Consider the following 23,861-nt stretch of genomic DNA (forward strand, 5'->3'; position numbering starts at 1 on the left):
GGATCCCAATGAAAAAACTGCTTTCCGGCCTCGCGCTAGCCTTGGCGCTCTCCGCCGGCTTGGTGGCGGTCTCTGGGGCCAACCAGGCCGCGCTTGCCGATCAGTGTGGAGCCGGGTACCCGCCGTGCGGGACGACCGGGGTTGACACGAACACGCCTGCGACCATCGAGCCGGGCGAGCCGATCAAGGGCGTTATTAACCTTGACGTCTTCGGCAGCGCACCGCCGGTCGGCGAGGTCACCATTACGTTCAGCTACGTAGGCTCCTTGGCCCGGACTGCGGCGAAGAGTGCCGCGCCCCAGGACAAGAAGATCAAGATCAAGGTCACGAAAAAGGACCACGGCAAGGTGCACTTCAAGGGACCGAAGTTCCAGAAGAAGGGCAAGTACAAGGCCGTGGTCAAGTTCAACCCCAAGAACCCGCGTCTCAAGAACTCGAAGGATGTCTTCAGGTTCACCGTGAAGTGAGCGCAAACCTCTGATCGAACCGAACGGGGTCCCAGCGGTGCTGGGGCCCCGTTTCGCGTCGTGTCACGAAGACGGAGAGTTGCCGATGTCGGTAGGTTGTCGCCGTGCGTAGGCGCAGAGTGTGGACAGCCGTGTGGGTCCTGCTCGGGTTCGTCCTGGTGGCCGCAGCGTGGGCGGGTTGGCAGGTCTTCCAGGTCAATCGGGACCTCAACGCAGCGGTCGATGACGCGTCAGCGCTCCGCACCGCCGTGGTTGATGGCAACGACCAGCAGACTGACGCCGCTCTGGCGAGCCTGAAGCAGCACAGCTCCGCGGCCGCGAGCCGCGCCGATGGGCACACGTGGTCATTGCTGACGCATCTGCCCGTGTTCGGCGACGACGCCCGCGGTGTCCAGGTTGTAAGCGACGTGGCCGCGGACCTCAGCCGCGACGGCGTCGAGCCACTGATCCAGACCTCCGACGACCTCGACGGCGTCGTGCCGAGTGCTGGCCGGCTCGACGTCCCGGCGCTGGTGGCTCTTCAAGGGCCGGTCGCCCAGGGTAGGGCGGCTTTCGAGAAGGCTCAGACTCAGCTCGACGCGGAAGACCCGTCCGGATACGTCGAGCGGCTCCGCAGCAAGTATCGCGAGCTCGCCGGCCAGGTCGCGGACGCAGCCGACCTGCTCTCGAGCGCTCAGACCGCCCTGCGGGTGATGCCTGCCATGCTCGGCGAGGACAGTGCTCAGAACTACCTGCTCGTCTTCCAGAACAACGCCGAGATCCGTGCCACCGGTGGCCTACCTGGAGCTGTCTCCTTGGTTTCGGCCGACCACGGCAAGGTCGAGATGACCCGTCAGGTCGCTGCCAACACGTTCGGCAAGACGGCAAAGCCTGTTCTCCCGCTGAGCGTGGCCGAGCGCAAGACGTACGGCACGATCCTGGGCACCTACTTCCTCGATGCGAACCTCCAACCGGACTTCGCCCGCGCAGCTGACCTCTGGAAGACGCGCTGGGAGCAGGTCTACCCCGGAGACATTGACGGCGTGCTCTCGATCGATCCGGTCGCGATCTCCTATCTTCTCGGTGCCACGGGGTCGGTCCAGGTGGGCGACATGACTCTGACCGCCGACAACGCCGTCGACGAGCTGCTCCACCAGGTCTACCTGCGCTACCCCGCGCCGGCTGCCCAGGACCGATACTTCCGCGCGGTCGCACGAGCGGTTTTCGACAAGGTCTCCCAGGGGGTGGAGTCGCCCCAGGACCTGGTGAGTGCCCTGACTCGCGGAGTCCGCGAGCACCGCATCTACGCCCACTCCTTCGATCCGCAGGTGCAGGACACGATCGCCACGACTGCTGTCGCTGGCGACCTCGTGACGGACCCGAACGCTGATCCCCAGGTCGGTGTGTACGTCAACGACGGCACCGCCGCCAAGATGTCCTACTACCTGCGCTACGACGTCAACGTCAGCTCTACCTACTGCACCAACGGGGTGCAGGGTCTGGCCGGAGACGCCACCTTCGTCTCGGACGCACCACCCGACGCTGCCTCGCTCCCGCGCTACGTCACCGGGGGTGGAGTCTTTGGCCCCAAGCCCGGTTCGCAGTTCGTGATCGCCTATCTCTACGGCCCGGTCGGTGGGTCCATCTCGGGACTCATGATCAACGGCCGTCCGATTCCGTCCGCAGCAGTGGTTGATCGAGGCCGTCAGCTGACCACGGTGTCGCTTTTGCTGAAGCCTCAGCAGAAGGTGCACGTCACCTGGCGGATGAAGACCGGCTCGGGTCAAACAGGCCCCACGACCGTGTCGGTCACGCCGTCGATCGAGGCGGGGCAGTCCTCGTCCCAGGTCGCCAGCGCCTGCGGCTAGTCAGGCTGAGAGCGCGAAGGGGCAAGACTGGGGCTACCGCGAGCGCCGCTTCCGACCCTTCGTGTCGTTCGGTGCCAGTGGGCCGTAGCCGTACCCATACCCGTACCCGTACCCGTACCCGTAACCGGAGCTGCGGCGCTTGTTCGGGACCATGTTGAGAACGATGCCGACGGGACTCGCGTCGACCTGCCGCAGCCGCTCGACGGCCTGAGCTAGCTGGTCCTTGGTGGTCTTGCCCCACCGCACCACCAACAATGCACCATCGGCCTGGGACGACAGCAGAGCCGCGTCCGTGACCGGGAGCAAGGGGGGAGCGTCGATGATCACGACGTCGTACTCACTCCGCAGCCTTTTGAGCAGGTCGGCCATCGCGTTGGACTGGAGCAGCTCGGCCGGGTTCGGGGGGATCGCCCCGCTGGCCAAGACCTCGAGGTCGCTGTCGGCATGCTTCTGGATGGCATCCTCGAGTGCGACCCTGCCGAGGAGAACGGTCGTGACTCCGACCGCGTGGTCGAGACCGAGTGCGTGGCTGGCCTTCGGACGGCGCAGATCACCCTCGACGAGCAGCGTACGGTGACCGGCCTGCGCCATGGTGATCGCGAGGTTGAGCGATGTCGTCGACTTGCCTTCCTCGGGCAGTGCCGATGTGACGACGAAGACCTTGTCGGGATTGTCGACCTCGACGAACTGCAGGTTCGTCCGGAGGACCCGGAACGCCTCGACGCGAGGAGCGTGGGGCTCGAGGGCAGTGACCAACGGCCGCTGCCGGGTGGCAGGGTCGTAGCTAATTCCGCCGAGCACCGGAGCCGCGGTCGCCGCTTCGAGGTCGTGCGTCGACTTGATGGTCGTGTCGAGCAGGTCCCGGAGGAGCGCTAGCGCCACTCCGAGAATCAACCCGAGCACCAGGGCAAGGGCAAGGTTGCGCAGAGGCTTGGGTGAGACCGGATCGGTGGGAAACGTCGCGGAGTCAACGATGGTCGCCTTGATGGGCGCCTTGGTCTCGCCAGCGGGCGTCTCGAGCTTTTGGACCAGGTCGACCAAGCTGTCGGCGTAGTCCTGGGCGATCGCTTGGGCCTGACGAGGGCTGGGATCCGTCGCCGACACCTCGAGGTTGACCGTCTCAGGCACGACCGTTGCCGAGACCTGGTCTGATAGCTCCTCGGCCGGCACTTTGAGATTCAGGTCGCTCGCGACCGTCGCCGCAAGCTCGCGACTCTTGACGAGGTCCGCATACGAGGTGACTCGCTGTGCGGAAAACTGTCCACCTTGATTAAGGTCCGAGCCAGTGTCGCTCGATTGGGTCGTCACGAACAACCGTGCGGTCGACTGGTACTGCGGCGTCGCCGTGAAGGTGTAGGCCGCAGCCGCCGCGAGAACGAACAACGTTGTTGCAGCGATGATCAGCCAACGGCGCCGGACCACGCGCAGGTAATCACGCAACTCCACCCGGCACCCCCTCTTTCGATTCCTGCGATTCTAGTCGAGGGATCGTTCCTACAGCACAGCGGGCGTGAGCACTGCCTGGGAAGTCGGTCCCGTCACGCACCGGCAAGGTCTCGACCCGAGCTCGAATCTCGTGAGCCAAGACCAACCCGGACCTCTCGACTCGCGCGTTCGTCGCGATGATGTGAAGGGACCAGATTGCATGCGCGGCCTCGCCGAGCGCGCCGGCCGGCTACCTAAGGCGAACGTGGGTGTCTCCGATCGACTCTTCGTCGCCGTAGACCGCGCCTGAACTACTCGCATCCCTGCGTCGATCCCGTCGAGGCGGAGGCCTCGCCGGCCGGCTCCGCACACCCCGGTCTGAGTCCCTCCGTTGGACCACAATGGGCGCGAACGCCAGAATCTCGGGCCAGGTCGACCCGGGCCGGGAGGCTCCGTCCTTCCTAACGCGCTCGCGCCGTGTCGGGGAGAGGGTCGCTCCGCGCCTTCACCGGGGGGACCTGGCGTCGTGCGATTGGTGGAAAACTTGAGCGGGAAGTCGAGGTCTGCGAAGAACGTCGCTCAGGCGGGAGCGAGCGCCGACGTCTTGGATGACGCATGCCTCCGGTGTCTATCCCGCGGGGTTGGGATGTGCCGATGTCTTTCGAAAATCCGCTCCGGAACGCTGGTCGCCATCTGGACGCTCACCCACGCTACGCCGATCCTGCCGGCGAGCGGCTCGAGCGACCGCCAGGGACTTCGCGGCCCGCCTGCTCACCTGTGCTTTCGGAACCTCCGCTTCAGCGCAAACAACGGCGCGAGTGGATCAGCCGAACTCTCGTTGGGAAAGGCGAGTTCCTTATGGACTTCGGAAGCCGCCGGGTTGGCCGCCCGGCTGCCGGGACCGATCACTAGATCATAATCCTCGGTCAGCGGCCGCGAGGCTCTCCCTACGACGCGTATGCTGTAGGCCGTCGGAACCCTGGTACCTGGGAACGATGGGCCAGTTTGTCAGTCAGGGCCGATCTTACGGCACGTCGGACATCTGCCCGCGCGGGTAAAAGGCTGGTTGGCGGTACGAGAAGGAGGATCGTGAACGTCAAGGGCCGTGTGCGTACGGTTGTGCGGAGATCTGAAACTGCGCAGAGCGCCTACGAGGCGCGAAAGAACCGTGCGCGGAAGGACGTATTGAAGCAGATTGTTCCCCATGGGGGGGTTGGTGCTGAGCTCGGTGTACACAAGGGTCACTTGACTCCGCACCTAATCGACTGGCTCTCGCCTGAGAAGTTGTACGTAGTTGACCCCTGGTACCTCCTCGAACCGCGCTGGGAATGGGCTGCCGGCGACCAGTCGACGGTGAATGCAGTGAGCCGCGTCGTCAGGCGAATCCGGCCGCATCTCGAGTGCGGAACGGCGGAACTTGTCATCGCGGATGATCGCGACTTCCTGGCTGCCTTGGACGACAACGCGCTCGATTGGGTCTACCTTGACTCCTCGCACATGTATGACCACACAGTTCAGGAGTTGGAGCTTCTTGTGCGCAAGGTCAAAGACGGTGGGGTCATCGCGGGCGACGACTGGCAATCTAACCCGGACCATCGACACCATGGAGTCTGCCGGGCCGTGAGGGAATTCGTCGGTGCGGGGCGAGTGGACTTGACGTATAGCAGCGATATTAACCACCAGTGGGCAGTCCGGGTATAAGCCCGTTCCCGCCTCGATTGTTATAAGTCAGAACCTCGAATGACGTCCCCAACCATCTCAATTGTGATTCCTACGGCTGGAATGAGGCCCGTTTCGTTTCTCGCCGCCGTTGCGTCGGTTGCGGCCCAAGACGTTCGAGAGTTTATTGAGATCATCGTCGTCGACGACTCCACAGAAGGAATATCGCTCGATACGGTCCAGAAGGCCGCAGGCGCCACTGAGATACGCATTGTGAGACCGATTCCCGGGGTAGGCCAGCGCTCCGCTGGTGTCGCCGCTGCGCGAGGCCAGTGGATCGCGTTCCTCGACGACGACGACGTGTGGTCCCCGCAGAAGTTGCGCAAGCAACTTGCGCTTGCCGAGGAGGGTCGGATTGGTGGTCGAGAACCCATAATCTCGTGCCGCTTGCGGCACTCATTCGACGGCACTGATCGACTTGTCGAAGGTGTCCCAGAGCGCGTCATAGGCCCCGGTCAGAGCGTGGGCGAGTATCTTTTCCTATGCCGAGCTCCGTCGGTCAAACGCGCCTCGCTATACACGTCGACGTTGTTAGCGAGCCGCTCGCTATGCCTGGAGGTCGAATGGCGACGAATTCCGCGACACCAGGACTGGGACTGGTTACTTCGCGCAGGCTCGCGACCGAATGTCGATGTCATTCACCATCCTGAGGATCTAGTGACCGTCCACCTGGGATCCCTGGGGTCAATTTCCGCCAGCCCAGACTGGAGGTCCTCGCTCCACTGGGCCTCACAGAGCGCCCGTCCGCATCTCACCCACCAGGCGTATGCCGACTTCATTGCTGCTCAAGTGCTGCGGTATGCCCTCAACGCACGGTCCTTGTCCGGGGTAAGCAAAGCGCTTGCCGAGTTGTGGAGGTGCCGACAGGTTCCGTCTAGTCAAGCGTTGGTAGTCGGTTTCGCGGGTTTACTTCCCCGCAAGGCACTCCAGAAATTGATGAGCGTACCGAGTCGGATGCGCACTAGGGTTCGACAACCTGCCGCCGGACCGAGGTGAGCACGTGACACCGACGATCGTGGCTGGGCTTCTCGCAGCGCTTTTGGTCGCCGCGCCGAAGGTGCGTCCGTACGCTGTGCTGGCCTTCGTCGTCTTGGTCGAGCAGGAACTTGTCCCTGGCGGACACCTGAATGACACCGGCCCTCTCGTATCGACAGGGGCAAACTGGTACTACGCAGACACGAACGTGGGCGTGCCAGCGGTCACCGCGCTGTCAGTCGCACTGATCCTCATGTGTTGGTCCTCGGCGCGAAAGACCGGCAGCGGCGCAATCGCGATTGGGGTGGTGTGCCTGATCAGTTGGGTAATTATCCTGGGTGCAAGCCAAGGAGACGCGATGCGCGATGACCTGGCGAGCATCCAAACCCTCGTCCTTCTACTTGCGGCCTACCTGTCAGCATGCTGGCTTTCAGCGAACGATTCGCGTGATTCGCGGCAGAGCTTTCGGCTCGTGCTCTATGGCCTAGTGATTGCCAAGGCCATGGTGGGCGTGACCGTGCTGGCGGCCGGCCAGGGGCCACAGCATGACGGCGAAATTCCGATTGCGTTCTACGATTCCGTGCCGCTGCTAATTGCTGGCGGAGCGGCTACAGTGGCGGCCTTTGATCGTTCGAGCAAACCCTGGATTCGAAATGTCGCCCTTGTTGGAGCGATGGTGCTCGGGGGCGTGTCAGTTCGCCGTGCGTCGCTTGTCGGAGTAGTGCTAGTTCTGATCCTCGGACTTGTCGCGGCTCGTCGTGCGTCCGCATATCTGAGAATCGGCGCCGTAGTCGCAGTGTCGTTCGTCATTGCGATATATGCTCTTCCATCGGCGATGCAGGACATCACTGGCTCGATCGGCGGGGCGATCGACGGAGTCCTAGGCAATGATTCGGCGGACACGTCCACACTAAGCCATCTCCGTGACAACCAGGCTGGCATGCACCTGGTGTTGACGAGCCCGGTCGAGGGCGTAGGCGTTCGCGCACGACCAACAGTCGGATTTGTTGTTCAACAGGGGGATCTTCTATATGTTCACAACGAGTTTCTGTATGCATGGCTCCATTTCGGTATAGTTGGACTGCTAGGCATACTCGGCCTGATTGCATACTCAGTCGTATGCGCTTTATCGGTGCTCGCTCGCCGGGATCAGGGCGGAGCACCGCCTTGGGCGCTCTTTGGATCCGCCGTTCTTATCGGATGCCTACCCGGATATTGGTTCTTTCCTCATCTACTCACGCTTGATCGATTCGCTCTGCTCTTTGGGTGGAGTCTTGGAGCCGTGGTTTCCTCTCTGCCGGCGATGAGGGAAAAGTCGCTCAGCAGTGTAGGCGCGTTGGAGAGATCGGTCCGCGGGCCCCGCAGGCCGGAAGGGCGGTCTTCCTAAATGGCTAGTTACAACTTGCTCGTCTTCTCACTTTGCCTGCCGTTTGAGGGAATTGATCACGCTGGCGGCGAGTACGTCCTGCGGTCTGTACGCGCCGTCGCTTCGGACGCGAATGTTTCGGTCGTCTCTATTGATTCCCCCCGAAATCGGCATGCGATAAGCGTCGGCGAGTTGGACTATGAGCCTTTCCTTCTGGGGTTCGGGCGGCTCTTCGGATCTTACCTGTTTAGGTTAGTGCGTAAAGTCCAGAATAGAGTCGCGCCCTTGACCCTACCCGTCGGAATCAGAGCTTCGATTAAGAAGTCCGACGCTTTGAAGGCGCTGGTAGCAGCGGCCGACGTCATCGAATTTCAGTGGGTCGAGATGGCATGTATTCGGCGTCACCTGCCGTCAAGTGCACATCAGAAGCGGACGGTTGTCGTAGCACACGATGTGCTGACCCAGAGGTATGCGCGAAAACTTGCAGCGGTGAGCATAGTGAGCCGTCCATTTCACTTGGCGCGGTACAAGTTTGTGAAAAGTCGAGAGTCGCGCCTGTTGCGCGGAGTTGACGTCGTCATGACATTCAGCGATAAGGACGCGGCCCTCGTTCGTGAACTCGCACCCGACCGTACGGTGTCGGTAGTATTCCCCCCGCTATACGAGCCAGGGATGGACGCACCTCGCCGCGCAACACCCGGGCGTGCAATATTCGTGGCCACATTCGTACGTCATGAGAACATCGACGCAGCTGACTGGCTGCTCGCACGTATATGGCCGCTGGTTCTGCAAGATGTGCCCGATGCCGAGCTCGTCCTTGTTGGAGCTGGCAGCGACCGGTACCTGAACAATACCGCAACCCATCTTCGGAAAGGAGTGTCCGCAACCGGTTACCTGCGACACCTCGACGCCCAATACCGAAGTGCAAGCGTCGCTTTGGTCCCGATGCGTCTTGGTGCTGGCGTGAAGTTTAAGACCCTTACCGCCATGCTTTGGGGAATTCCGGTCGTCGCTACTCCAGTAGGCGCGGAAGGGATTGGCTCTGAAGTGCTATACGCCGGTCTCAAGTCCGACCAAGACGAGTTCGCACGGGCAGTGAAGGACGTGCTGATCACTCCTAGAGAGTACGAGAGGAAGGCTGAGTCCGCTCAAGCATGGGCCCGGCGACTGGCGGGTCCAGAGAGGTTTCGAGCGAGTATTCTCGCTGCTCACTGCCCGGATGTGGATTGAACCGATGACGGTGGCAGATGTGCGTCGCCGCGCGATGCGGGGAGGGGTCGCTCTGGCGATCGGGCAACTCCTGCGGGGCGCCATCCAACTATGCAGCCTGGTGGTACTCGCTCGGCTACTCGCTCCCAGCGACATCGGCGTGGTGGTGATGGCCACGGCCTTCGTTGGAGTCGCATCCGTCCTGAGTGACTTCGGACTGTCGATGTCGATCATGCGTGAACAAGACCTCGATCGCAGGATTCGGGATCAGATCTTTTACCTCAACCTTGCCCTCGCCGCGATCATCGCCGCTTGCGTGTGGGCGTTGGCGCCCGTGATCGCTGCCTTTTATGACCAACCCTCGCTCGAATCCGTCACTCACTGGCTTGCGCTGAGCACGTTCATGGTGAGCCTTGCGCCGCAGTTCAGGGCGGAATTGGCTACCCAGATGAATTATCGCTGGCTCGCGTCTGCAGATGTTCTGAGTCAGGCGGTTGGGTTAGCAGTGGCCGTCGTCGCAGCCTCGCTCGGAGCGCACTATTGGTCGGTTGTCTACCAACAGTTGTCTGCTGCTGTGTGTCTCTTAGCTGTTCTTTCTGCGGCCAGTCGCTATCTGCCTCGGAGCAAGTTGAACTTGCGGGATGTGCGTGGTCACCTCCAGTTAGGTGCTACGACTCTCGCGGCGCAGGCAACCAATTACGTGGCGGTAAACTCTGGGCCTGCGGCAGTCGGTCGTGCGCTCGGAGCAACGGCGGTTGGCGTGTACTCGCGGGCGTTTATGCTGGCGTCCATCCCGCTGGTTCAACTTGCCTCGCCGCTCACACGAGTCGCGGTCCCGATGCTCGCGCGCACTAGAGGTGATGATGACCTCGTTGTCGCGCTGGGTAGGATCCAGCAGTTGCTCGCGTACATACTCATGCCGTTGCTTGTCCTCCTCGGCGTCGGAGGCGCGCCGCTTATAGAGATCCTGTTCGGCGTCGCATGGACCGCGGGTGGCGGCACACTCCAGATTCTGGCAGTGGGTGGCCTATTTCAAGTCGCCGGCTACGCCTTCTTCTGGCTTTTTATTCAAAAGAATCGGCTGGCGACATTATGGTTGTGTGAACTGGCGATTTGGGTGGTTCTCGTTCCACTCTTCTTCGTAGCAGGTGAGCGTGGGCAGGGCGCTGTGGCGCTGCTTTACAGCATCGGTCTAGTGGCAAACTGGCTTCTAGTCGGCACGGTCGGATGTAGACGTATCGGAATCTCGTCGCGCGACCTTATGATTCCCTCCGTGCGTCGGCTGTTCTACTTCGGTCTCTTGATGGCGATCGGTACTGTCGCTCGAGAGGTCCTTGAATGTCTGATGGATTTCTCCGGACTGGCCACGCTCACCTTTTCCTATGTTGCTACCGGCCTTGCGAGTTTGCTGCTGCTCGCTATTCCAACGTTCAGGTTGGAAGTGGGCGAAGTTTACCAAGTGCTGCGCGAGGTCCTCGGACGTCCCATGGATGCAGGCGACGGTAAGTCTAGAAGGAAGTATTCTCGTTGAAGAAGATCACGATCTTGTGTCACGATATTTCCAATAACGCGCTTGGGCGCGCATGGGTTCTCGCCCGTCTTAGCGAACCTGAATATTCGGCAACGATCGTTGGTCCGGCATTATCTGGCGATATCTGGGCTCCGCTTGCGGACGGAGGGGGATCGGCTATCCGAATGCTGGATCAGGGTGATCAACGCCGATGGATTGAAGCTATCGACGGCGACATTCTCGTCGCTGTCAAGCCGCGGCGTGACAGCCTCACGCTTGCACTGCACGCGTCTGCGGCGAAACCCCGACCAGTTGTTGCGGATGTCGACGACTGGGAGATGGCCTTCTTTTATGACTACCCGGCACGCATGGCGAAACACCTTGTTGCGGTGTCATCTCCTCGAAACGTCTACCGCACTCTGGCGGCGCAGCGCCGCATTCCACTAGCCAACGGGATTACGGTGTCGTCAACGTGGCTTCAGCGGCGTTTCGGCGGTGAGATCATTCCGCATGCTCGAAACGCCGACGTCTTCGATCCTTCTCGTCTGGACAGGCTTGCAGCGCGGGCACGGCTCGACGTTACTGATAGTGACGTGGTAATTATGTTTCTTGGCACAGTCATGAAGCACAAGGGCGTTGATCTCATCGCCGAAGCCATGACCCGCACGGGGCGTTCCGATCTCTTGTTGGCCGCGCCGTTCGGAGGCGATTCCGGCTTAGGTCGGTCGATTCGAACGCGGCCTTTGCCGCCGACATCGATCGAGGAGCTTCCGAGTACGCTAATTGCAGCAGACTTGATCGTTCTTCCTCAGCGTCATAGCCGGTCTGCAGCCGCGCAAGTTCCTGCTAAAGTGTTCGACGCGTTGGCGCTCGGGATACCCGTGATCGCCTCCGATGTCTCGGACCTGAAGGAAATCGTTGGTTCTGGTGGGATGACAGTCCCGCCAGATGATGTCGACGCAATGGCTGACGCAATCAGACGCCTAGCGTCCGATGCCGGGCTACGGCGCCAGATGAGCGCTTCGGCCCGGGCGCGATTTCTGGCGAATTACAGCGAAGACGCCGTTCGTCCCCGCTGGCTTGGGGCGATCGAACGGGCGGAGCGCCACGCGTCGTTGTGAGCCTGCACGCACGGGCTGTCGGTCCGGTTGATAGTCACTTATTCGGTTGGCCTTCTCTCCGCTTGTTCGAGCGAGCTAGGAGGGATTGCACGACGCCGACGCAAGGGAAGTGACCGGGCAAGGATGCCCGCATGCGGCAGGTGCCGAGGACGCGCCCGGAGCAACATGTCCGTGATCGCTGCACACACCCTTAGGCAGTCCGCTGGACGAACGGTGGGTCTCTTTGTGAAGTCTTGATTGAGGCCGCTCTTGGAATCGTTTTTTGTGCATAACTGCCAGCCGATGGCCAGACCAACGCCAAATGCGCCGTCGAGTTGAACCGGCAGGTGGCCCAATGAGACGGGCTTCAGTGCATCAAGCACAATCGAAGGCAGAGTGTGAGTATGGGGCAATGAAGTAAGTTCCGCTCCGGTGACGTCAGCCGTTGATCATGCCAGCGCCGACAGTGACGCCAGTGGCCTCGTCGATCAGGATGAACGAGCCGGTGGTGCGGTTCTTCGAGTAGGGGTCGCACAGCAGCGGCACGGTGGTGCGCAGCTGGACGCGACCGATCTCGTTGAGACCGAGCTCCTTGGTGTCCTGGTCGCGGTGCAGGGTGTTGACGTCGAGGCGGTACTGGATGTCCTTGACCAGCGCCCGCGCGGAACGCGTGGTGTGCTTGATCGCGAGCTTCTGACGCGGACGCAGGGGCTCGTTGGTCATCCAGCAGATCATCGCGTCGATGTCCTGCGACGGCTTGGGAGCGTTGTTGACCCGGGCGATCATGTCGCCGCGCGACACGTCGACGTCGTCCTCGAGACGGACGGTCACCGACATCGGCGGGAACGCCTCGCTGATCTCCTTGTCGAAGAGGTCGATGCCGGCGATCTTCGACGTCATCCCCGACGGCAGGACGACGACCTCGTCGCCGGGCTTGAGGACGCCACCCGCGACCATGCCGCCGTAGCCGCGGTAGTCGTGGTGCTCGTCGGACTTCGGGCGCACGACGTACTGCACCGGGAAGCGCACGTCCTGGAGGTCGCGGTCAGAGGCCACGTGGACGTGCTCGAGGTGGTGCATGAGCGTGGGACCGGAGTACCACGGCATGTTCTCGGACCGGTTGACGACGTTGTCGCCGGCCAGCGCCGAGATCGGGATCACCTCGAGGTCCGGGATGTTGAGCTTGGTCGCGAACGACGAGAACTCGGCGTGGATCTTCTCGTAGACCGCCTCGTCGAAGTCGACCAGGTCCATCTTGTTGATCGCGAGCACGAGGTGAGGGACGCGGAGCAGCGACAGCAGCACCGCGTGACGGCGTGACTGCTCGGTCAGGCCCTGGCGGGCGTCGACGAGGACCAATCCGAGGTCCGCCGTGGAGGCGCCGGTGACCATGTTGCGGGTGTACTGCACGTGGCCCGGGGTGTCGGCGATGATGAACTTGCGGGCCGGGGTCGCGAAGTAGCGGTAGGCGACATCGATGGTGATGCCCTGCTCCCGCTCGGAGCGCAGACCGTCGGTCAGCAGCGCGAGGTCGGTGTAGTCGTAGCCCTTGGACTGGCTCGTCGCCTCGACGGCCTCCAGCTGGTCCTCGAAGATCGACTTGGAGTCGAGGAGCAGGCGGCCGATGAGCGTCGACTTGCCGTCGTCGACGGAGCCTGCCGTCGCGAAGCGGAGCAGGTCCATGTTGGTGGGCTGAACGGTCTCGGCCATCAGAAGTAGCCCTCCTTCTTGCGGTCCTCCATGGCGGCCTCGGAGAACCGGTCGTCGCCACGGGTGGCGCCGCGCTCGGTGAGCTTGGCGATGGAGATCTCGGCGATGATCTCGGGAATGGTCGCCGCGGTCGACTCCACGCACCCGGTGAGGGTGATGTCGCCACAGGTGCGGAAGCGGACGGTGCGCTCCTCGGCGACCTCGCCAGGCCGCATCGGGTTGAGCGGGGTCTCGCTCATCAGCATGCCGTCGCGCTCGAACACGCGGCGCTGGTGCGAGAAGTAGATGTCGGGGATCTCGATGCCCTCACGGCCGATGTAGTCCCAGATGTCGAGCTCGGTCCAGTTGCTGATCGGGAAGATCCGCATGTGCTCGCCCTCGTGCAGGCGACCGTTGTAGAGGCTCCACAGCTCGGGCCGCTGCATCTTGGGGTCCCACTGGCCGAACTCGTCGCGGTGGGAGTAGACGCGCTCCTTGGCGCGGGCCTTCTCCTCGTCACGACGACCGCCGCCGAAGGCGGCGGTGAAGCCGTTCTCCTCGATGGCGTTGAGCAAGGTGGCGATCTGCATCCGGTTGCGCGAGGTCTTGCCGTCGTCGACGACGACGCCGTTGGCGATCGCGTCGTCGATGCTCGCGACGACCAGGCGGACGCCGAGGCGGTTGACCCAGTTGTCGCGGGTCGCGAGGACCTCCGGGAAGTCCAGTCCGGTGTCGACCTGGAGCACGGGGAACGGGATCTTCGCCGGGTAGAACGCCTTCTCGGCGAGCCGGAGCATCACGATGGAGTCCTTGCCGCCCGAGAACATCAGGACGGGCTTCTCGAACTCTGCGGCGACCTCACGGAAGATGTGGATCGACTCCGCCTCCAGCTGGTCGAGCTGACTCAGCTGGTAGTCGGCATGGGTATCGGTCATGACGTACGGGGGACCTCTCCTCGGGACAGCAGCCCACATCGTAGCCACGGGGCTGCCGCGACGACGAAGCGTGATCGAAGTGGAGTGAGGTGGTTCACTTTACGGCCTCGTGTGACGGTCAGGTGAAACGTTCGTGGCGTGGACAGTTCGCGCCCTTCTGCGCCGTAGGCTCCCATCGTGAAGATCGCTGTCGCCGGCATCGGCTACGTGGGCCTCTCCAACGCTGTCATCCTCGCGCAGCACCACGACGTGCACGCCCTGGACCTCGACCCGACGCGGGTCGCGATGGTCAACCGGCGCGAGTGCCCGATCGAGGACCCCGAGCTCGAGGACTACCTCGCCACGCGCGAGCTGCGCCTGACGGCCACCTTGGACAAGGCCGAGGCGTACGCCGGGGTCGACCTGGTCGTGATCGCGACGCCGACGGACTACGACCCGGTCACCAACTACTTCGACACCTCGTCGGTCGAGACGGTCGTCCGCGACGTCCTGGCCGTTGCCCCGGCCGCGACCATGGTCATCAAGTCGACCGTGCCGGTCGGCTTCACCGCGAGCATCCGGGCGAAGCACCCCGACGCGGTCATCATCTTCAGCCCGGAGTTCCTCCGCGAGGGGCGCGCGCTCTACGACAACCTGCACCCGTCGCGGATCGTGGTCGGGGACCGGAGCGCGGTCGGCAAGATGTTCGCCGAGCTGCTGGTGGAGGGCGCCGAGGCGACCGACATCCCGGTGCTCCTCACGGACTCGACCGAGGCGGAGGGGATCAAGCTCTTCGCCAACACCTACCTCGCGCTCCGGGTCGCCTTCTTCAACGAGCTCGACACGTACGCCGCGAGCTACGGCCTCGACACTGCGCAGATCATCGACGGCATCGGGCTCGATCCCCGGATCGGCAACCACTACAACAACCCGAGCTTCGGCTACGGGGGCTACTGCCTGCCCAAGGACACCAAGCAGCTGCAGGCCAACTACCGCTACGTGCCGCAGAACCTGATCAGCGCCATCGTCGAGGCCAACACCACGCGCAAGGACTTCATCGCGAACGACATCATGCGGCGCAGGCCGAGGACCGTCGGGATCTACCGGCTGATCATGAAGGCGGGCTCCGACAACTACCGGATGTCGTCGATCCAGGGCGTGATGAAGCGGATCAAGGCCCGTGGCGTCGAGGTGGTCGTCTACGAGCCGACGCTCGAGGGCGACGACTTCTTCCACTCGCGCATCATCCGGGACCTCGACGAGTTCAAGGAGGTCTCGGACGTCATCGTGGCGAACCGTCGTACGGACCTGCTCGCCGACGTCGAGCAGAAGATCTACACCCGCGACATCTACGGTCGCGACTGACGGGCGATCACAGCCTGGTCATCGCACCGATGGTCTCAGGAGTGAAGCCGGGGAAGACGGTCGCGGTGCTCGCGGACGTGCGGGTGCTGACGACCTCGGCGAGGACGCTGCGGTAGTCGATGGTCACCGGGACGTCTGCGTCGAGGGTGTTCTGCAGGCCCGGCCAGCGGCCGTAGTATTTTCCCCCCTTCACGCCTGCGCCGGCGAGGAACATGACGTTGCCCCAGCCGTGGTCGAGGCCGCTGGTGCCGTTCTGCTGGACCCGGCGACCGAACTCGCTCAGCGTGACCAGTGTGACCTTGTCGGCCACGGATCCGAGGTCGTTGAAGAAGGCAGCGATCGACGACGCCAGGTCGGTCGCGTTGCGGAGCATCCAGCCCGAGTCGGGCTTGCCGAGCCCGACATGCATGTCCCAGTTGCCACTGTCGACCGTGACTGCCGAGACGCCAAGATCTGCGCGCAGCGTCCGCGCGACTGCGGAGAGGGCCTTGCCCAGATCGCTGTTCGGATATTGCGACGTGTGGTCAGGCTGCTCTCTCGCCGGCGTGAGGTCGACCACGGCATCGAGCGCTGTCCGGAATCCGGGCGCAACGGGCGAGCGCGAGTTTGACCACACGGTTCGCAAAGCCTTCATCCTGGTGTGGTGGGGGTCGAACTTGTCGTCGCCTGCGATCGTTGCGGTCTCCAGTGCGCGGAAACCCATCACCGGCTGCGGTCCTAGCAAGGAAGTCGGTATACCTCTGCCTACGGCAAGACCCTCGAGGGTGGCTCCGACCGAGTTGGTTCCGATCATCCGATTCAGCCATCCCACTCGGGTTGTTGAACCCGGATCGGCGTCCTCGATCTCCTCCATCGCGGAGAAGTGGGAACGGTTGGCGACCGGGAGACCGGTCGCGTGCACGGCGGCCAGCTTGCCGACACTCCACAGCGGTAACAGCGGCGCGAGGCCTGGGTGCAACCCGAAGGTCGCGTCCGAGGCAAGCAGCGATGCGGCAGGTACCGAGATGCCCGGCCGCCCGTCGTAGTAGGCCTTCTCGGCGTGCGGGACAACGAGCGAGAGTCCGTCGGCCGCACCCCGCAGGGAGACCAGTACGACTACGGATGACGCGGGTTTTGGTGCGGCCGACACTGCACTGCCTAGACCGTCCATGGTGACGACGGCTGAGCCGAAGATCGTCGTCGCTCCCACCAGGGCGGCGCCACGGAGTAGGCCGCGTCGGTTCGCACCGATCCGGTTCGTCGCCTCGTCGATGCGTCCACATGCATCGGTGGGAGAGGTGGAGGAGGTCATGATGGTGGCTCCTTGAGTCATCGCACGTAGAAGTCGGGGCTGTCGAGAATGGCGGCGGCCAGGCGCGGCCAGCGCCAGGTGAATAGATCGCTGGTCGTGTACACGAGTGACGTCGGCTCCAGCTCGGCAGCCTGGCAACAGGCGCGCAGCAGCGTCTCGGTCGACTCTCGATGGAGCAGGAGTCGGGATAGGTGGTCGACCAGATCTCGGAACTGCATGCCGCCACGATGTGGTAACCATCGGGAGCGCGGCCGGTAGGTCACGTCCGCGGTGGGCCACCCGCCACCGGCGAGGTTCCAGTGCTGGGCCATCGAGGCCAGGGCGCGAGTAGGCGAGGCCCAGGACGCGTTGTCAACAGGCTGCCCGTCCGGCCGGGGCCAGGTGAAGGGTGCGAGACCGAGGGCCGCCACCTGGGAATTTACCCAGTTGGCGGCCGAGCTTGCCGTCGTCGGAGGCGCGATCTCGATGCCGAGCACACGGTATGCGGCGATGATGTCCTCATCGGCGTCCCTGACCTTGGCGTCCACCGCCGCTCGGAACTCCGTCGATTGCACCAGAGCGCGCAGCACGGGCACTATCTCGGTGTCGTTGTCGAGGTAGACCTGCGCAAGGCGCTCAACCAGGGGCGCCGGCGGGTTGTCGCTGACGAAGCAATGAGCGAGCTTAGTCGCGATCCGACGCGCGGTAGCGGGATGATGGGCGAGATAGGAGAGGTACCGGCCGGTCATCTCCTGACCGTCCGGGGTCACGTTGGCGTCGCTGAAGCCCATCACCTGCACAGGCCCGATCCAGTGCACCGTCGGATCGTAGGACGGGATCCAGGTCTTGTAGGCGTCGATCCGGTAGCCGGTCAGGATCCGCGCGGAGTTCTTGACGTCCTCCTCGGTGTAGTTGCCTAGGCCGACCGTGTGCAGCTCAAGCAGCTCGCGCCCGAGGTTTTCGTTGGGGTGCGTCTTGGTCGATGCGTAGGCACCTAGGTAGAACGTCATTGCCGGGTGCAGCACAGCCGCTTTGAGTAAGTCTTCCACTCGCCCGAGCGCGTGCTGGCGGACCAGCTCGCCGTACTCGGCGCGGAAGGTGTAGATACTGTCCACGTTTGTCGGTACGTGGAAGTGGTTCTCCCAGAACTCTGTCATCACCTCCAGGACTTGCCGTGGCGAGGTGATCCGACGGAGCAGAGAACGCGCGGCATAGTCGTACATGACCTCCCATCCAGCACGTATCCCGGACGTATTGCGCTGGTAGAGATCGAGGGCATCGCGGTGCAGATCGGGCCACCAGTCGCACAAGTTGTTCGCGCTGCCGTCGTACGCCGTGGCGAGCTGCTGGTCGAACCATGCGAGGTGCCCGCCGGCAGCCTCGATCTCGGCCATGAGGCCAGGTGTGATGCCGTAGCTGAAGCGGTTGGCAAGGTGCCGCGCCGGCGTGCTCAACAGCGGGGTCGCCGCGTAGCGACCAGGACGATACTTCTTCCGTTTCGCGGCGTTCGCCGGGTCAGCGGTCGCCACGGCCGCTCCAGCGACGAGTGATGCGCTGCCAGCACCGCGGAGCAGTGCGCGGCGCGAAGGGAGGGGTGCTGTGGTGGACATCCGTGTCCTCGTGTGCTCGATAGGGCTTCGAAACACTCGAGATCCGTCTCGAGCACCAGTCCTATCGGCAATGCCGCAGCACCCTTGAGGCGTCGGGTCAGACGCCTTGCTGCCTGGCTAGATCAGCGAGTCGTCCTGCCGCATCGTCGTACGCCCGTCGGTCAGGAGGGCCCGCGGCGAGCGCATTGCCGCGCGTCGTCGATCTTCTCGAGCTCGGCGACGGTCGGGGCGCCGAACATCGGCAGGCCCTGCTGCTTGCGGAGGAATCCCCACACGATCGGGACGAGGACCAGGGTCGCGACGCCGATGAGGCCGATCAGGACCGGGTGCGTCTGATCGTCACCGGAGCCCAGCGGGCCCCAGCCCGCCTTGTCGAGCAGCGCGAAGCCGGACATGGTCAGCACCACGACGATGCCCCGGCGGATGTAGGACTGCGGCACCCGGGGAGCGATCCGCGCGCCCAAGATCGTGCCCGGGACCGAGCCGATGATGAGCGGGATCGTGAGCCCGAAGTCGAGACCGTGCAGCGCGATGTTGGAGATCGCCGCGGCGAGGACGAGCGGCACAGCCTGGACCAGGTCGGTGCCGACCAGCTTCACGGCCGAGAGGCCGGGATAGAGCATCAGCAGCGCGACCATGATGACCGAGCCGGAGCCGACGCTGGTGACGCCGACGAGCAGGCCGCCGAGAGCACCCACGAGCAGCGTCGGGATCGGTCGGATCCGGGGATTGGGGTCGGGCGCCGGCCTCCCGGAGCGGACCAGTCGCAGCACGAGATACAGCCGCAGGGCGTAGGTGGCCGCGGCGAAGAGCAGCGCGAACCCGATGGCTTCCTTGAGGACCTTGTCGATGTCGTCCGGGTCGACGACCCAGGCGACGACGTGCGGCCCGAGCAGCGCCATCGGGACCGAGCCGATGATCAGCCACTTGGCCAGGGTGAAGTTGGGTGAGCCCTCCCGGGCGTGAACGACAGCGCCGCCGGACTTGTAGACAGCCGCGGCGGTCAGGTCAGCCGTGACGACGGTCGACGCGTCTCCGACGCCCAGGAAGATCAGGGCCGGCGTCATCAGCGCACCGCCGCCCATGCCGGTCAGACCCACGACGACGCCGACGAAGAAGCCGGCCGCGAGGATCTGGAAGAAGTTGTCGCCGATGAGGTCGGTCATGGGGCGATCTTCCTCTGACCGGTCAGCGCCGGGACCACGGCGCGCAGGAGATCCTCGATCATGGCTGCGCAGGCCTCGGCCGCCTCCGGGCCTTGTTGGTAGGGATCCGGGATGTCGAGATCGGGGTTGGACGGTCCGCGGCGCTTGGCCACGGCCGAAAGAAGGTCGCGCCCTGACAGATCCGTCCTCGCGCTGCGGACGGCCTCCGCGAACTGGGCCAACGTGAAGACCTTGCGGAATGCAGCCGGGTGGTCATCGAGGATGAACTGCCGGTGGGCGTCCTCCGCGGTGAGCACCAGGTCGGCGTTGAGCATCAGGTCGCTCTGGAAGGCGCGGCTGCGGAAGCTGGTCGCGCCCGGGATGTTGCGCTTGGCGAGCGTCGTGGCCATGTCGGCCGTCATCGGCTTGGACTTGAACCCGCGGGTGCCGGCGCTCGTGAAGGTCACTTGGGCGTTCGGTCCGACCAGGTGGCGGGACGCGAGCTCCATGAAGGGTGAGCGGCAGATGTTCGCCGTACAGACGTAGAGGACGCGGAGCGGGCGTTCCGTCTCGGGGCTCGAGCTTGTCGAGGTTCCGGTCGTGGAGGCAGGCGCGTCGGTTGCGGGGGTCTCGACGACGCTCGCTGTCGCTCGCTGCTCGACCACCGGGGGTGTGGGTGGTTTCGAGGCTCGCTCCGCTCGCACCTCAACCACCGGCGGCGTGGGTGGTTTCGAGGCTCGCTCCGCTCGCGCCTCAACCACCGGGGCGGGCGCTCGCTGCTCGACCACTGGCTTGGCGGGAGGCTTCGAGGAGCGGAGCGCCGGGAGCTCGACCACCGAGGGCGTGCCGAGGTCGAGGTAGCCCGCGACGCGGAGGGCTGCGGTGACGTCCTCGAGCGCGGCGTCGATGGTGCGACCGGTGGTGTCGACCCGCACGTCGGCGTCGGCGGGCTCCTCGTAGGGTGAGGAGATGCCGGTGAACTCGGGGATCTCACCGCGGCGAGCCTTGGCGTAGAGGCCCTTGCGGTCGCGGCGTTCGCACTCCTCGAGAGGGGTCGCGACGTGGACCAGGAAGAAGGCGCCGCCCGCCTCGTCGACCATGGCCCGCACCTGCTGGCGGGTCTCGTCGAACGGTGCGATCGGACTGCACACGGCAACCCCGCCGTGGCGGGAGATCTCCGCAGCCACCCAGCCGATCCGGCGGATGTTGGTCTCGCGGTCCTCCTTGGAGAAGGTGAGCCCGGCCGACAGGTTCCGGCGTACGACGTCGCCGTCGAGGCTCGTGACCGTGCGGGTGCCCTGCTCGAGCAGGCGGTCCATGAGGGCCCGCGCGAGCGTGGACTTGCCGCTGCCCGAGAGGCCGGTGAAGAAGAGGACCAGGCCCTGGTCGGCGGGCGCGGGCCGCTCGAACGCGACGATCTCGGCGATCTCCGGGGAGTAGGCGCCCTTCGGGTCGTCGGCCACGCCGATCACCGGGTCGCCGTGGGCGTAGTTCTCCAGGACCTGTACGCCGAGGTCGTGGTCGACGTCCGGGTCACCGTGCGTCGCCAGCGCGACCGCGACGACGGCCGCCGAGGGTAGGCGCTTCGCCGCTGCCAACGTCGCGCGGATGAGACCCGTCGCGGAGAGCTCGGGCGTCCCGTGACCGACCAGGGGCACCAGCACGAGCGGACCGACCGCCGACAGCGCCGCCACCTGGGGACCTGTGAGGGCATCGACGAGGGGGACGAAGGTGCGACCGTGGTAGCGCTGCCGGGTCTCGGCCGGGGTGAGGTAGAGGTGGCGGAACGGGCCGTACTGCGTGTGCGTGAGCGGCTCGATGGTGCCGCCCGGCAGGGTGATCTGCGCGAGCGGCAGGCCCTCGGGGTCCACGAGCTCGACCGATCCCGCTGCGACGGCCTGGGCCGCCACGTCGTCGGGCAGCGCCAGCGTGATCGGGCTGTCGGGCTCGTTGAACACGACGGTCGGTGCGAGCGCGCCCGTCACCAGCAGCTCGAGGTCGTCGAGCTCGCGCGGCGTGGGGCAGTGTTGCGGCAGAGCGGGCAGAGGCACGGCGCAATCCTGCCATCCCGGTGTCGTTACCCTGCACGCATGCCGAACCCCGTCGTCGTGGCCGAGCTGGTTCGTTCCGGGTTCGTCGAGGGCCATCACTACGGATCGGTCGTCGCGCTGGCCAGCGACGGCAGCGTCGAGTGGTCGGTCGGATCGGCCGACGAACCGGTGCTGCCGCGCTCCTGCAACAAGCCGCTCCAGGCGCTCGCCATGGTGCGGCTCGGCCTCGACCTGCCGCCGGACCTGCTCGCCCTCGCCTGTGCTTCGCACTCGGGCGAGCCCTTCCACGTCGACGGCGTACGACGGATCCTCGCGGCCGCCGACCTCGACGAGTCGGACCTGCAGACCCCGGCCGACTACCCGCTCGATCCCGTGGAGCGCGACTCCGTGCTGCGCTCCGGCGGAGCGCCCTCCTCGATCCTGATGAACTGCTCGGGCAAGCATGCCGCGATGCTCGCGACCTGCGTGGTGAACGGCTGGGACACGGCGACCTACCTCGCGGTCGACCACCCGCTCCAGGTCGCGATCCGGGCGACGTTCGAGGAGCTGACCGGTGAGGCGTCGGAGGTCGCGGTCGACGGATGCGGAGCGCCGCTCCTCTCCACCTCGTTGACCGGACTCGCCCACGCCTTCCGGAGCCTCGCCGTCGCTGCGGACGGCCCGGAGCGACGGATCGCGGACGCCGTCCGCTCGCATCCCGAGTTCGTCTCGGGCACGCGTCGCGACGAGCGTGAGCTCCTGGTCGCGATCCCGGGCGCGATCGGCAAGATGGGCGCGGAGTCGGCCTTCGCCCTCGCGCTCGAGGACGGCCGGGCCTTCGCCCTGAAGGTCGACGACGGCGCGATGCGGGCCTGGCCCGTCGTGCTCGTCGCCGCTCTCCGGCGCGCCGGCGTGGACGGCGACGCCGTACGCCGCATCGGACTCGCGCCCCTGCTGGGTGGAGCGGTGCAAGTCGGGGAGATCCGCGCCTGCTTCTGAGCCGGTGGGGTGGTTTCGAGGCTCGGCGCTGGCGCGCCTCGCACCTCAACCACCGCCCGGTGGTCGAGCAGCGAGCGCCAGCGAGCGTCGTCGAGACCCCCGCAGGCCAACGTCGGCGGTCGGGTGCAGGGGTCTCGACAAGCTCGACCATCGGGCGAACCTCGACCAACGGTGACCGAGCTGTGACACGCTTTGGTGCGTGACCCGACGAGCACTGATCACCGGCATCACCGGTCAGGACGGCTCCTACCTCGCCGAGCTGCTGCTCGCCAAGGGCTACGAGGTGCACGGGCTCCGTCGTCGGTCATCGACGTTCAACAGTGCTCGCATCGAGCACCTCTACCAGGACCCGCGCGACTCGGACACCAATCTCTTCCTGCACTACGCCGACCTCACCGACGAGTCCCGGCTGATCCGGCTGCTGCGTCGCATCGATCCCGACGAGGTCTACAACCTCGCCGGCCAGTCCCACGTCGGCTCGAGCTTCGACGAGCCCGAGTACACCGGCGACACCGTCGGACTCGGGGCGGTCCGGATGCTCGAGGCGATCCGCACGTCCGACATCGACTGCCGCTTCTACCAGGCGTCGAGCTCGGCGATGTACGGCGCAGCCGTCGGTCGGCAGGACGAGGACGCGCCGTTCCGGCCGATGTCGCCGTACGGTGCCGCCAAGCTCTACGCCCACTGGGCGACCGCGACCTACCGCGAGGGCTACGGCATGTACGCCGTGAGCGGCATCCTCTTCAACCACGAGTCGCCCCGCCGCGGCGAGACGTTCGTGACCCGCAAGATCAGCAGGGCGGTCGCACGGATCCAGGCAGGGCTTGCGGACTACCTCTACATGGGTGACCTCGACGCCATCCGCGACTGGGGCTACGCACCGGAGTACGTCGAGGGTATGTGGCGGATGCTCCAGGCTGACGAGCCGACGGACTACGTGCTCGCGACCGGCACGAGCTACAGCGTGCGTGACTTCGTCGCGGCTGCGTTCGAGCACGCCGGCCTCGACTGGGAGAAGCACGTCCGTCGCGACGAGCGTTACCTGCGGCCGACCGAGACGGCGGTGTTGATCGGGGACGCGGCGAAGGCCGAGCGCGAGCTCGGTTGGAAGACCACGGTCCACGGCGGCCAGCTGGTGCGGATCATGGTCGATGCCGACATCGAGGCGGTGCGCCACGAGGGCCGGCCCTGGGTGGACCGGCCGACGCCGACCAGCTGACG

Annotated in this window: 18 protein-coding genes; 11 read left to right on the forward strand and 7 right to left on the reverse strand. The window is 64.9% G+C overall.

Going from position 1 to position 23,861, the window contains the following annotated elements:
* Window positions 1–8: 8 nt before the first annotated feature.
* Both ABLE68_RS10930 and ABLE68_RS10935 read left to right on the forward strand, forming a co-directional pair.
* Complete coding sequence (locus tag ABLE68_RS10930; RefSeq protein ID WP_348871349.1) at window positions 9–467, forward strand: hypothetical protein; 459 nt, start codon at window positions 9–11, stop codon at window positions 465–467.
* Window positions 468–571: 104 nt separating this feature from the next.
* Entirely contained in the window at window positions 572–2,314 is a 1,743-nt protein-coding gene (locus ABLE68_RS10935; RefSeq protein ID WP_348871350.1) for a DUF4012 domain-containing protein, read from the forward strand.
* Between the two features lie 33 nt (window positions 2,315–2,347).
* Here the strand turns inward: ABLE68_RS10935 and ABLE68_RS10940 are convergent, their stop codons facing one another.
* Window positions 2,348–3,760 carry a tyrosine-protein kinase domain-containing protein gene (locus ABLE68_RS10940; protein WP_348871351.1) on the reverse strand — a complete coding sequence of 471 codons (1,413 nt, stop codon included), beginning with the start codon at window positions 3,758–3,760 and terminating at the stop codon, window positions 2,348–2,350.
* Between the two features lie 1,068 nt (window positions 3,761–4,828).
* Here ABLE68_RS10940 and ABLE68_RS10945 point away from each other — a divergent pair.
* The 6 genes from ABLE68_RS10945 to ABLE68_RS10970 all read left to right on the forward strand — a co-directional run bounded on the left by ABLE68_RS10945 (window position 4,829) and on the right by ABLE68_RS10970 (window position 11,639).
* Window positions 4,829–5,440: a class I SAM-dependent methyltransferase gene (locus ABLE68_RS10945; RefSeq protein WP_348871352.1), complete on the forward strand. Its 612-nt coding sequence runs from the start codon at window positions 4,829–4,831 to the stop codon at window positions 5,438–5,440.
* Window positions 5,441–5,521: 81 nt separating this feature from the next.
* Window positions 5,522–6,454: a glycosyltransferase gene (locus ABLE68_RS22310; protein ID WP_425475649.1), complete on the forward strand. Its 933-nt coding sequence runs from the start codon at window positions 5,522–5,524 to the stop codon at window positions 6,452–6,454.
* Between the two features lie 4 nt (window positions 6,455–6,458).
* Entirely contained in the window at window positions 6,459–7,820 is a 1,362-nt protein-coding gene (locus ABLE68_RS10955; RefSeq protein WP_348871354.1) for an O-antigen ligase family protein, read from the forward strand.
* Window positions 7,821–9,029 carry a glycosyltransferase gene (locus tag ABLE68_RS10960; protein ID WP_348871355.1) on the forward strand — a complete coding sequence of 403 codons (1,209 nt, stop codon included), beginning with the start codon at window positions 7,821–7,823 and terminating at the stop codon, window positions 9,027–9,029.
* Between the two features lie 4 nt (window positions 9,030–9,033).
* Complete coding sequence (locus ABLE68_RS10965; RefSeq protein ID WP_348871356.1) at window positions 9,034–10,539, forward strand: lipopolysaccharide biosynthesis protein; 1,506 nt, start codon at window positions 9,034–9,036, stop codon at window positions 10,537–10,539.
* Complete coding sequence (locus ABLE68_RS10970) at window positions 10,536–11,639, forward strand: glycosyltransferase family 4 protein (RefSeq protein WP_348871357.1); 1,104 nt, start codon at window positions 10,536–10,538, stop codon at window positions 11,637–11,639. Before ABLE68_RS10965 ends, ABLE68_RS10970 begins: the two co-directional genes overlap by 4 nt.
* A 417-nt stretch (window positions 11,640–12,056) precedes the next feature.
* Here ABLE68_RS10970 and ABLE68_RS10975 read toward each other — a convergent pair whose 3' ends face one another.
* Both ABLE68_RS10975 and cysD read right to left on the reverse strand, forming a co-directional pair.
* Window positions 12,057–13,328, reverse strand: coding sequence for a sulfate adenylyltransferase subunit 1 (locus ABLE68_RS10975; protein ID WP_348871358.1), 1,272 nt, complete (start codon window positions 13,326–13,328; stop codon window positions 12,057–12,059).
* Complete coding sequence (cysD, locus tag ABLE68_RS10980; RefSeq protein WP_348871359.1) at window positions 13,328–14,242, reverse strand: sulfate adenylyltransferase subunit CysD; 915 nt, start codon at window positions 14,240–14,242, stop codon at window positions 13,328–13,330. Before cysD ends, ABLE68_RS10975 begins: the two co-directional genes overlap by 1 nt.
* A gap of 177 nt (window positions 14,243–14,419) precedes the next feature.
* Here cysD and ABLE68_RS10985 point away from each other — a divergent pair, with 177 nt between their 5' ends.
* Entirely contained in the window at window positions 14,420–15,586 is a 1,167-nt protein-coding gene (locus ABLE68_RS10985) for a nucleotide sugar dehydrogenase (RefSeq protein WP_348871360.1), read from the forward strand.
* Window positions 15,587–15,593: 7 nt separating this feature from the next.
* Here ABLE68_RS10985 and ABLE68_RS10990 read toward each other — a convergent pair whose 3' ends face one another.
* The 4 genes from ABLE68_RS10990 to cysC all read right to left on the reverse strand — a co-directional run bounded on the left by ABLE68_RS10990 (window position 15,594) and on the right by cysC (window position 21,662).
* Window positions 15,594–16,877, reverse strand: a complete 1,284-nt coding sequence (locus ABLE68_RS10990) for a DUF1501 domain-containing protein (RefSeq protein ID WP_348871361.1) — start codon at window positions 16,875–16,877, stop codon at window positions 15,594–15,596.
* Window positions 16,878–16,894: 17 nt separating this feature from the next.
* Window positions 16,895–18,385 carry a DUF1800 domain-containing protein gene (locus tag ABLE68_RS10995; RefSeq protein WP_348871362.1) on the reverse strand — a complete coding sequence of 497 codons (1,491 nt, stop codon included), beginning with the start codon at window positions 18,383–18,385 and terminating at the stop codon, window positions 16,895–16,897.
* A gap of 242 nt (window positions 18,386–18,627) precedes the next feature.
* The gene (locus ABLE68_RS11000; RefSeq protein WP_348871363.1) at window positions 18,628–19,632 is read right to left on the reverse strand and encodes a sulfite exporter TauE/SafE family protein; all 1,005 of its coding nucleotides are present in this window, start codon (window positions 19,630–19,632) and stop codon (window positions 18,628–18,630) included.
* Window positions 19,629–21,662 carry an adenylyl-sulfate kinase gene (cysC, locus tag ABLE68_RS11005; RefSeq protein WP_348871364.1) on the reverse strand — a complete coding sequence of 678 codons (2,034 nt, stop codon included), beginning with the start codon at window positions 21,660–21,662 and terminating at the stop codon, window positions 19,629–19,631. The genes ABLE68_RS11000 and cysC overlap by 4 nt, the downstream gene beginning before the upstream one ends.
* Before the next feature lie 39 nt (window positions 21,663–21,701).
* On the opposite strand from cysC, the gene ABLE68_RS11010 reads away from it, so the two are divergent.
* Together ABLE68_RS11010 and gmd are read left to right on the forward strand one after the other, a co-directional pair.
* Window positions 21,702–22,640, forward strand: coding sequence for an asparaginase (locus ABLE68_RS11010; protein WP_348871365.1), 939 nt, complete (start codon window positions 21,702–21,704; stop codon window positions 22,638–22,640).
* Between the two features lie 199 nt (window positions 22,641–22,839).
* On the forward strand, window positions 22,840–23,859 hold the full coding sequence (gene gmd, locus ABLE68_RS11015) for a GDP-mannose 4,6-dehydratase (RefSeq protein ID WP_348871366.1): 1,020 nt from the start codon (window positions 22,840–22,842) through the stop codon (window positions 23,857–23,859).
* The last annotated feature ends 2 nt before the right edge of the window (window positions 23,860–23,861 follow it).

The sequence above is a fragment of the Nocardioides pollutisoli genome (assembly GCF_040045055.1).
Lineage (GTDB): Bacteria > Actinomycetota > Actinomycetes > Propionibacteriales > Nocardioidaceae > Nocardioides > Nocardioides tweenelious.

Excerpts from the sequence above, each read along its gene's own strand:
- ABLE68_RS10930 (WP_348871349.1), top strand. The coding sequence starts at position 9 with ATGAAAAAACTGCTTTCCGGCCTCGCGCTAGCCTTGGCGCTCTCCGCC.
- ABLE68_RS22310 (WP_425475649.1), top strand. The coding sequence starts at position 5,522 with ATGAGGCCCGTTTCGTTTCTCGCCGCCGTTGCGTCGGTTGCGGCCCAA.
- ABLE68_RS10960 (WP_348871355.1), top strand. The coding sequence starts at position 7,821 with ATGGCTAGTTACAACTTGCTCGTCTTCTCACTTTGCCTGCCGTTTGAG.
- ABLE68_RS10965 (WP_348871356.1), top strand. The coding sequence starts at position 9,034 with ATGACGGTGGCAGATGTGCGTCGCCGCGCGATGCGGGGAGGGGTCGCT.
- ABLE68_RS10975 (WP_348871358.1), bottom strand. The coding sequence starts at position 13,328 with ATGGCCGAGACCGTTCAGCCCACCAACATGGACCTGCTCCGCTTCGCG.
- cysD (WP_348871359.1), bottom strand. The coding sequence starts at position 14,242 with ATGACCGATACCCATGCCGACTACCAGCTGAGTCAGCTCGACCAGCTG.
- ABLE68_RS10990 (WP_348871361.1), bottom strand. The coding sequence starts at position 16,877 with ATGACCTCCTCCACCTCTCCCACCGATGCATGTGGACGCATCGACGAG.
- ABLE68_RS11000 (WP_348871363.1), bottom strand. The coding sequence starts at position 19,632 with ATGACCGACCTCATCGGCGACAACTTCTTCCAGATCCTCGCGGCCGGC.
- ABLE68_RS11010 (WP_348871365.1), top strand. The coding sequence starts at position 21,702 with ATGCCGAACCCCGTCGTCGTGGCCGAGCTGGTTCGTTCCGGGTTCGTC.